Annotated in this window: 5 protein-coding genes and 1 pseudogene; 3 read left to right on the top strand and 3 right to left on the bottom strand. The window is 47.9% G+C overall.

The genetic code is table 11. From position 1 onward, the window contains the following. Nucleotides 1-57: 57 nt before the first annotated feature. Nucleotides 58-945, bottom strand: coding sequence for a GLPGLI family protein (locus B2Z67_RS14100; RefSeq protein ID WP_291530476.1), 888 nt, complete (start codon nt 943-945; stop codon nt 58-60). Between the two features lie 189 nt (nt 946-1,134). Here B2Z67_RS14100 and B2Z67_RS14095 point away from each other — a divergent pair, with 189 nt between their 5' ends. The 3 genes from B2Z67_RS14095 to B2Z67_RS14085 all read left to right on the top strand — a co-directional run bounded on the left by B2Z67_RS14095 (nt 1,135) and on the right by B2Z67_RS14085 (nt 4,802). Continuing rightward, nucleotides 1,135-2,685 carry a sensor histidine kinase gene (locus B2Z67_RS14095; RefSeq protein ID WP_291530475.1) on the top strand — a complete coding sequence of 517 codons (1,551 nt, stop codon included), beginning with the start codon at nt 1,135-1,137 and terminating at the stop codon, nt 2,683-2,685. Between the two features lie 68 nt (nt 2,686-2,753). Continuing rightward, complete coding sequence (locus B2Z67_RS14090; RefSeq protein WP_291530474.1) at nt 2,754-3,464, top strand: response regulator transcription factor; 711 nt, start codon at nt 2,754-2,756, stop codon at nt 3,462-3,464. 81 nt (nt 3,465-3,545) lie between these two features. Next, on the top strand, nt 3,546-4,802 hold the full coding sequence (locus B2Z67_RS14085) for a mechanosensitive ion channel family protein (RefSeq protein ID WP_291530473.1): 1,257 nt from the start codon (nt 3,546-3,548) through the stop codon (nt 4,800-4,802). A 68-nt stretch (nt 4,803-4,870) separates the two neighbouring features. Here the strand turns inward: B2Z67_RS14085 and B2Z67_RS14080 are convergent, their stop codons facing one another. Continuing rightward, entirely contained in the window at nt 4,871-6,013 is a 1,143-nt protein-coding gene (locus B2Z67_RS14080) for a hypothetical protein (RefSeq protein ID WP_291530493.1), read from the bottom strand. Then, nucleotides 6,014-7,234, bottom strand: a pseudogene (locus B2Z67_RS14075) (hypothetical protein); the annotation flags it as partial. It abuts the gene before it with no gap. Nucleotides 7,235-7,324 lie beyond the last annotated feature (90 nt).

The raw sequence follows: 7,324 nt of genomic DNA, 5'->3' as shown, positions 1-7,324 counted from the left end.
GGAAAAGAGACCGAAAACAAACTTAAAAGAGACTGATAAAATTAATTAGGAATAAATTCAAAACAGCTTCTTATTCCTTTCCAACGGATTATGCGATATGTTTTTCGGATTCTTTGCCTTATTGCCCTGTTCGTCTTTTATGGTAATTGTAACGTTGGGCATACTCCCGACGATAAAGCCCACCGGGTCGGCATAGTAACGTTCATGTACTTTTTCGTAAGCCTTACGGTTGACAGGCTCATACTCTTTTCCGTCGAAGATAACAGGTCTGTACGTGTGACACTGTTCTATTCCTGTTGCTGTGAACGAGTAATGTCCTTCACTGTCTTCCGCTTTCAGTATAAGTCCCGGCAATCCGTAGAGCTTCCAAGGTCCGTCACTGACAGGAATCTCCGGAGCGAACCATGCTGTCCAGGTACGTCCCTTGAATTGGCATTCCGCTTTTACGCACAGGTAAGATAGAATGCTGTCGTTTTCCGCCAATACTTTCCATTGTGGACGTTCTTCGGGTTCTTCGCAACGAAGGCGGGTCATGCCTGCTATTTCGTCGAGTGTGGTTACTTTCCCTGTAGGATAACCTTTGAAGGTACGTTCGGACAATTTGCTTGTGCCATATTGTTTCAGGTGTTCGTTCATGATTTCCTGCGATGCATTGTTTGCGAAGTCTGCCGTCAGCACGGAGTCGCAGATGTATTGGGTGTAGCTGTAGAATTTGGAAAGGTTTTTGCCTGTTTCCAACATCATGGTTTCCTCGGTTACGTTCTCCGGTTTTTCTATGTTGGCAATGCAATGTGTTTCGTATTGCACAAGGAGTTGGACTTCGCCGATGGTGTCCTTCTGAATCTCCGAAGCGTTGGTGTGCATCCTGAAGGTGAATTGCGCCGTTGCCTGGGTTGTGGCCAGTGTTGCTACACACAGGCTGAGAATAATAGTTTTTGCATTCATACGTTTTGTTTTTTATGAGTTATACGTTTGGTTACGGGTTTTCCCGTGCTGCAAATCTATGAGGTTTTTGTTTTGGGCAACCCTGAAAGTTATTACTGAAATATTACGCCGCGGATAATATCTGCCTCGCGTGTACTTCTATTTGCAGACTAACGTTTACCTTTGCCGGTACTCGAAAAAAGAATGATTATGGAACGACGGATTAAAATAGTATGGATACTTTCCATTGTAGCGATGTTGCTTATCACGGCAGGTCAGGCTTACTGGCTGAGCAACCAGTATCAGTATATGAACGACGAACAGATACAGGATATCTACGAACGCATCCTCCGGACTGTGGAGAAATACGATACCATCCGTACCCCTCGGTCTGCAAAAGACACCAGCTACTCCCAAAAGGGTATCAACACCACCAACAACATGTTCTTCTACCAACTGAATAAGTTCATAGACATGGAAGAGCGGACTACCATTGATAAACTGATACTGGGCGTCCTCGAGGGTAGAAACCTGGATAACATGGGGACGGATATGGCTATAGAAACCCTCCGGATAGAGCGCAACGACTCCGCCCGGGTAGATGATAAAGAAGAAGACCTGCGCCACGGGCAATGGTCGGATTTCATGCCGAAAGACCGGGTGCTCTTCGTGGACTCCTTCAAAATCAATATGTCCGATAAGTTTGCCCCCAACCTGAATATCATTATCAACCAGTATCGTCTGGAACTGGATGTACCGTTTACCTTGCAACAATTCGATTCGTTACTTGCCATGCGTTTGGATAACCATGACTTTGCCACCCGCCTGGTGGTCTCCAACGATACGGTTTACCAGTGGATGCCTGAACTGATACAGAAAGGTACACTGTTCAATCCCTATATAGAAGTAAGTTATCCCTATAATCCCTTGAGGCATCAGTCGGTTCTTGTCACCGTGAAGATTTCACCGCATACCGTACTTGTGCGCATGGGCTGGCAATTGTTCGGCAGCATCTGCCTCATATTCTTATTAGGTTTGTGCCTGTTGTTTCAGATAAGAACTATCTTGAAGCAACACCGTATAGACGAACTCCGGAAAAGCTTCGTAAACACCATGATCCATGAATTGAAGCGCCCGGTACAAGCCTTGAAGATGTGCGTGGCTTTCCTCAATGACAAATCTCTGCGAATAGACGAGAAAGCGATGGACGAGGTAATTCACGACTCTATGTCCGAACTGGATAACCTTTCGGCCTATCTCTCGAAGTTGCGCGACATGACCCGCGCCGATGATGAACATACACAACTCACTGTCCGTACGTTCGACATAAAGGAAACTCTGGAGAAGCTTATCCGTATTTACCATGCGCCTGAAGATAAAGATGTTATTATTGATACTCAGTTTAGCGCGGAAACTCTGGTGACGGCAGATCCGGTACATATCTCTAATATCATCAGTAATCTGATAGAGAATGCTGTGAAGTATTCCGGTGCGTCGGTACGTATTGTGGTGGATTGCCTGTTGCACGATCAGCAACTGACAATCCGTGTATCCGATGATGGCATCGGCATTCCGGCTTCCGAACAGAACCGTGTGTTCGATAAGTTCTACCGGGGTAGTAATCTTCCCGACCGTTCATTACCGGGCATTGGGTTGGGATTAAGTTATGTGAAGTTGCTCGTAGAGGCGCATCATGGAAATGTTTCCTTAAGTGGCCAGACAGGCAAAGGAACGACGGTAGAAATTAATATTCCCCAATAAGTCAGTACTAATGTAACTACCAACTACTTACTACCAACTACTAACTACTAACTACCAACCCCTAATTCATGAAACCTTTAAAGATCCTTTTCGCCGACGATGATTTGAAGTACTCAATGTTACTGAAACGCTTCCTTGAAAAAGAAGGTTACGAAGTGACGTATGCCGGAAACGGGACAATCGCCCTTGAGCAATTCCTGCTCGTAAAGCCTGATTTGGTATTGCTTGACATCAATATGCCCGGTAGCAACGGCTTTGAAGTAGCCGAACGCATCCGTGAAACGGACAAGCATGTTCTTATCTTCTTCCTCTCCGACCGCAGTGACAAAGCCGACCGCCTGCAAGGTTTCCAACTCCGGGCGAATGATTACCTTGCCAAACCTTTCTATCCCGAAGAACTTATCGCCCGTATTCGTGAGCGTTTTGCGTCGCAGCTTTCCGATACGGTAGAGGAAGAGACGTACTGTTTCGGTCAGTCCGTATTCAATTACAGTACGAATGAAATCCGTACGGGAAATAACAAAGTGCTTATCACATCCCGTCAGGCGGATATTCTTCGTTTACTCGCCCGGCACCCCAATCTGGCTGTAGAACGGGATGCATTGCTGGCAACTGTCTGGGGAACTTCTTCTTATGCCAATTCCCTTGCCTTGAACGTGCAGATAACTTATTTGCGCAAGGCGCTTCGTAACGACCCGGCTGTGCAGATTGAGTCGCTGATGAAGAAGGGGTATGTGCTGAAGGTCTCTGATTCTTCTTTCATAAATAACCTTAAATAAAAGAAAGCAGCCCACACGTTTTATATTAAGAGTTCCTAACTTTGAAGTGTTAATTTAATGCCTCCTTTAACCATTAGCATTATGAGCATTGTACGACAAATCAATGAAGGACTTCAAACGTTAGGTTTCAGCCAATCGTTGGCAGACCAGTTAGATCAATTTATAGCTTTTCTGGGAGTACTCCTTGTGGCTTATCTGGCAGACGCCGTTTGCCGGCATATCATGTTGAAGATTGTTTCGCGTTTAGTAAAGCAAACAAAAGCCACTTGGGATGATATCATTTTCGACCGCAAGGTCATGATACACCTCAGCCGTATGGTGGCGCCTATCCTTATTTATATTCTCCTTCCGTTGGCGTTCTCCGACACCGGTTCGGCAACGCTTGCGCTTATACAGCGCTTCTGCCTTATCTTCGTCATCATCATGTTCCTTAGTTTTATCAGCTCCCTGCTTACGGCGGTTTATTCCGTGTACAGCGAGAAGGAACAGTTTCGCGACCGCCCCTTGAAAGGCTTCTTGCAGACGGCGCAAGTCATTCTTTACTTTGTGGGAGGCATTATTATTGTCAGCATATTGATAGACCGTTCGCCCGGTGTATTGCTCACAGGCTTGGGGGCTTCGGCAGCCGTGCTGATGCTGGTATTCAAGGATAGTATTATGGGCTTCGTCTCCGGCGTACAACTCTCTGCCAACAATATGCTGAAGGTGGGCGACTGGATTACCATGCCCAAATACGGTGCTGACGGGGATGTGATAGAAGTATCGCTGAATACGGTGAAGGTTCGTAACTTCGATAAGACCATCACCACCATTCCTCCTTACCTGTTGGTGAGCGACTCTTTCCAGAACTGGCGCGGTATGCAGGAGAGTGGCGGGCGACGTATCAAGCGTTCCATCAACATCGACATGAATAGTGTGAAGTTCTGTACTCCCGAGATGCTGGCTAAGTTTCGGAAGATACATATATTGACGGACTACATCGAACGGACAGAAGGAGTGATAAAAGAGTATAATGAGGAGCGTGACATTGATAACTCTATCCTTGTAAACGGTCGTCGCCAGACGAATCTCGGTGTTTTCCGCGCTTATATGAATTGTTATTTGAAGGCTCATCCGGGCGTGAACCAGGATTTGACCTGCATGGTGCGGCAGCTTCAACCTACTGATCGCGGCATACCGCTGGAACTTTATTTCTTCTCTTCAACCACGTCCTGGATACCTTATGAGGACTTGCAGTCTGATGTATTCGATCACCTGCTGGCTATTATCTCCGAGTTCGACCTGTATGTGTTCCAGTCACCATCCGGTGGAGATTTCCGGAAGTCAATCTTATCTTAACGGAAACGCCGGACAGTTCCTCTGAATCTGCCCGGCGTTGTTGTAGAAGCTATTTATCCGAGTGATTATTATTTAATCCAGTTACCGCTAATCCAAGTGTCGCCCGCCTTCACTGCGCCTTTGTATTCGGCTTTGGTGAAGAAACTGTCGGCGCTGAGGTCCTTACCGCCATCAAGTGTACCTTCGTAAAGGTTCTCCCAAGTGAGGGTTTGTGAGGCAAGGTTTCCTGTTGCGGCGGCAAACATGTCGCCGGTGTAGATGCTTTCTGCAGAAGAGAATGCTCCGCCGATGGCTACGTATTCAATCTTGGAAACGCCGTCTTTCAGGGAATTCTCTGTTTCGGAAGTCTCTACGGTCAAGGGCTGGCCTTTGCCGCTGATTAGTGTATTGTAGAGTTCCACTTGAGTTCCGGCACGCAGGCGTACGCCTTGTTTGCTGCCGCCGTTACCTATCAGCGTCAGGTTGGCAAGGATGGGATGGGCTACCGGAGTTGCGGCGAAGTTTGTTCCGTTGTTGTCACATTCCATGAGGCAGTCGCAATCGTATCCCAGCGTTCCGGCTGCTTCCTGATAAGCAACAAGGAACTGGCCTTTACCGTTCCAGCCTTCCGTCCAGTCGAAAGAGTCGTCGCTGCAACTGGTGGCTACGCAGTACTTCACGTTTACCGATCCGCCGAAGAATTCAAAACCGTCGTCCGAACCTTGATAAGCCTGGCAGTATTCCACTGTGGTTCCGTTGCCTACACCGTAGAAGGTGAAGCCGTTGGCTTCGTGCTCTTCGTCGAAGGCGTATCCACTATATTCTATGCGGACGTATTTCAGTGTACCGGAGTTGTCGTTGTCGTTATTGCCACCGTAAACGGCGCCGCCGATTTCGGAACTACCGGTACCTCCGGCTACATTGGTGTGTGCATATCCGCAGATGTGGATACCGCCCCAGGCTCCGGCTTCTTTCTTTTCGGAAGTCAGGATGATGGGATTCTCGGCAGTACCTTGAGCATTGATTTTGGCACCCTGTTCAATGAGGAAGTAGTCTACTGTGTCATCGTGCTTGGCTATGATGGTTACGCCCGGCTCAATGGTGAGGGTTGCTCCGTTCTTTACTTTATACTCTCCGGTCAGGTAATAAGACTTTCCTTCCGAGAGGGTCTTGTTGGCGGATATTTCACCTTTCAGTTCTTCAAGCTCTTCTTCTGCTACGCCGCTTTTCAGAGTCCAGCCTTGTGTCCAGTCGTTGTTGGCGGGTACTGCGCCCTGGTAGGCGGCTGCAGTGAAGAAGCTGTCGCTGAGATTCTTGCCGCCTGCAATGGTGCCTACGTAGTAATCTCTGAATGAGAAGCTGTAGTTGATGGTGTTATTGTTTCCGTCTTTGACGAACTCGGCAGATGAGTAGATGCCTGCACCGCAGTTGATGTCGGTAGCCAAGGTGATGTATTGCAGTTCGGAGCTACCGTCTATCAGGCTGTTTTCTGTTTCATTGGTTTCGGTGGTGAGAGTCTTGCCTTTACCTTTTATAATGGTATTGTAGATTTTCGCCTTTGTTCCGGCGCGCAGGCGGATGCCTTGTTGAGCTTCGCCGTTACCTATCAGTGTCAGGTTGGCAAGTGTGGGGCAGGCTACCGGGGTTGCGGCAAAGTTTGTTCCGTTGTTGTCACATTCCATGAGGCAGTCGCAGTTGTATCCCAGTTCGTTTTGAGGACTTTGATAAGCAACGAGGAACTGGCCTTTACCGTTCCAGCCTTCCGTCCAGTCAAAGGAGTCGTCGCTACAGTCGGTAGCTACCAGGTACTTCACGTTTACCGAGCCGCCAAAGAATTCGAAACCGTCGTCCGAACCCATGTAGGCCTGGCAGTATTCCACTGTGGTTCCGCTACCCACGCCGTAGAAGGTTATGCCGTTGGCTTCGTGCTCTTCGTCGAAGGCGTAGCCGGTGTATTCCAGACGTATGTAGCGCAGCGTACCGGAGTTGTCGGCATCATTGTTGCCGCCGTAGTTTGCATCGCCTATTTCAGACTTGCCTGCTCCGCCCGGTACATTGGTGTGTGCATTTCCGCAGATGTGGATACCGCCCCAGGCTCCCGGCTCTTTTCTTTCGGAAGTCATGATGATGGGGTTGCTGGCTGTTCCCTGGGCGTCAATCTTGGCGCCTTGTTCAATGAGGATATAGTCCACGTCGTTGTCGTACTTGGCAATGATGGTTACGCCTGCGGGGATTTTCAGCGTTGCGCCGTTCTTTACGTGTATGCCTCCGCTCAGGGTATAGGTTTTTCCTGCTTCCAGCTCGGTATTGCTTTCGATGTCTTTCGACAGTTCATACTTGTTGTCATCGCCGCCACCGTTGTCGTCGTTATTGTCTTTGTCTTCACACGAGGTGAATAAGGTCAGGCTTGCAGCAAGGGCAAGGCTCATGAATTTCCAAATAATCTTCTTCATAATGTAATTGCTTAAAATGATTGTAATATATGTTAGTATAAGTATTTATTTAGTGATTAGTCTTTAGTGATTAGGGTTTAGTGATTAGTG

Source organism: Bacteroides sp. UBA939 (genome assembly GCF_002293435.1).
Taxonomy (GTDB): Bacteria; Bacteroidota; Bacteroidia; order Bacteroidales; family Bacteroidaceae; genus Bacteroides.
This window is presented reverse-complemented; position numbering and strand designations above follow the sequence as displayed.

What these genes read in the sequence shown, in the direction of transcription:
- B2Z67_RS14085 (WP_291530473.1), top strand. Translation starts at nt 3,546, where the DNA reads ATGAGCATTGTACGACAAATCAATGAAGGACTTCAAACGTTAGGTTTC.
- B2Z67_RS14095 (WP_291530475.1), top strand. Translation starts at nt 1,135, where the DNA reads ATGGAACGACGGATTAAAATAGTATGGATACTTTCCATTGTAGCGATG.
- B2Z67_RS14090 (WP_291530474.1), top strand. Translation starts at nt 2,754, where the DNA reads ATGAAACCTTTAAAGATCCTTTTCGCCGACGATGATTTGAAGTACTCA.
- B2Z67_RS14100 (WP_291530476.1), bottom strand. Translation starts at nt 945, where the DNA reads ATGAATGCAAAAACTATTATTCTCAGCCTGTGTGTAGCAACACTGGCC.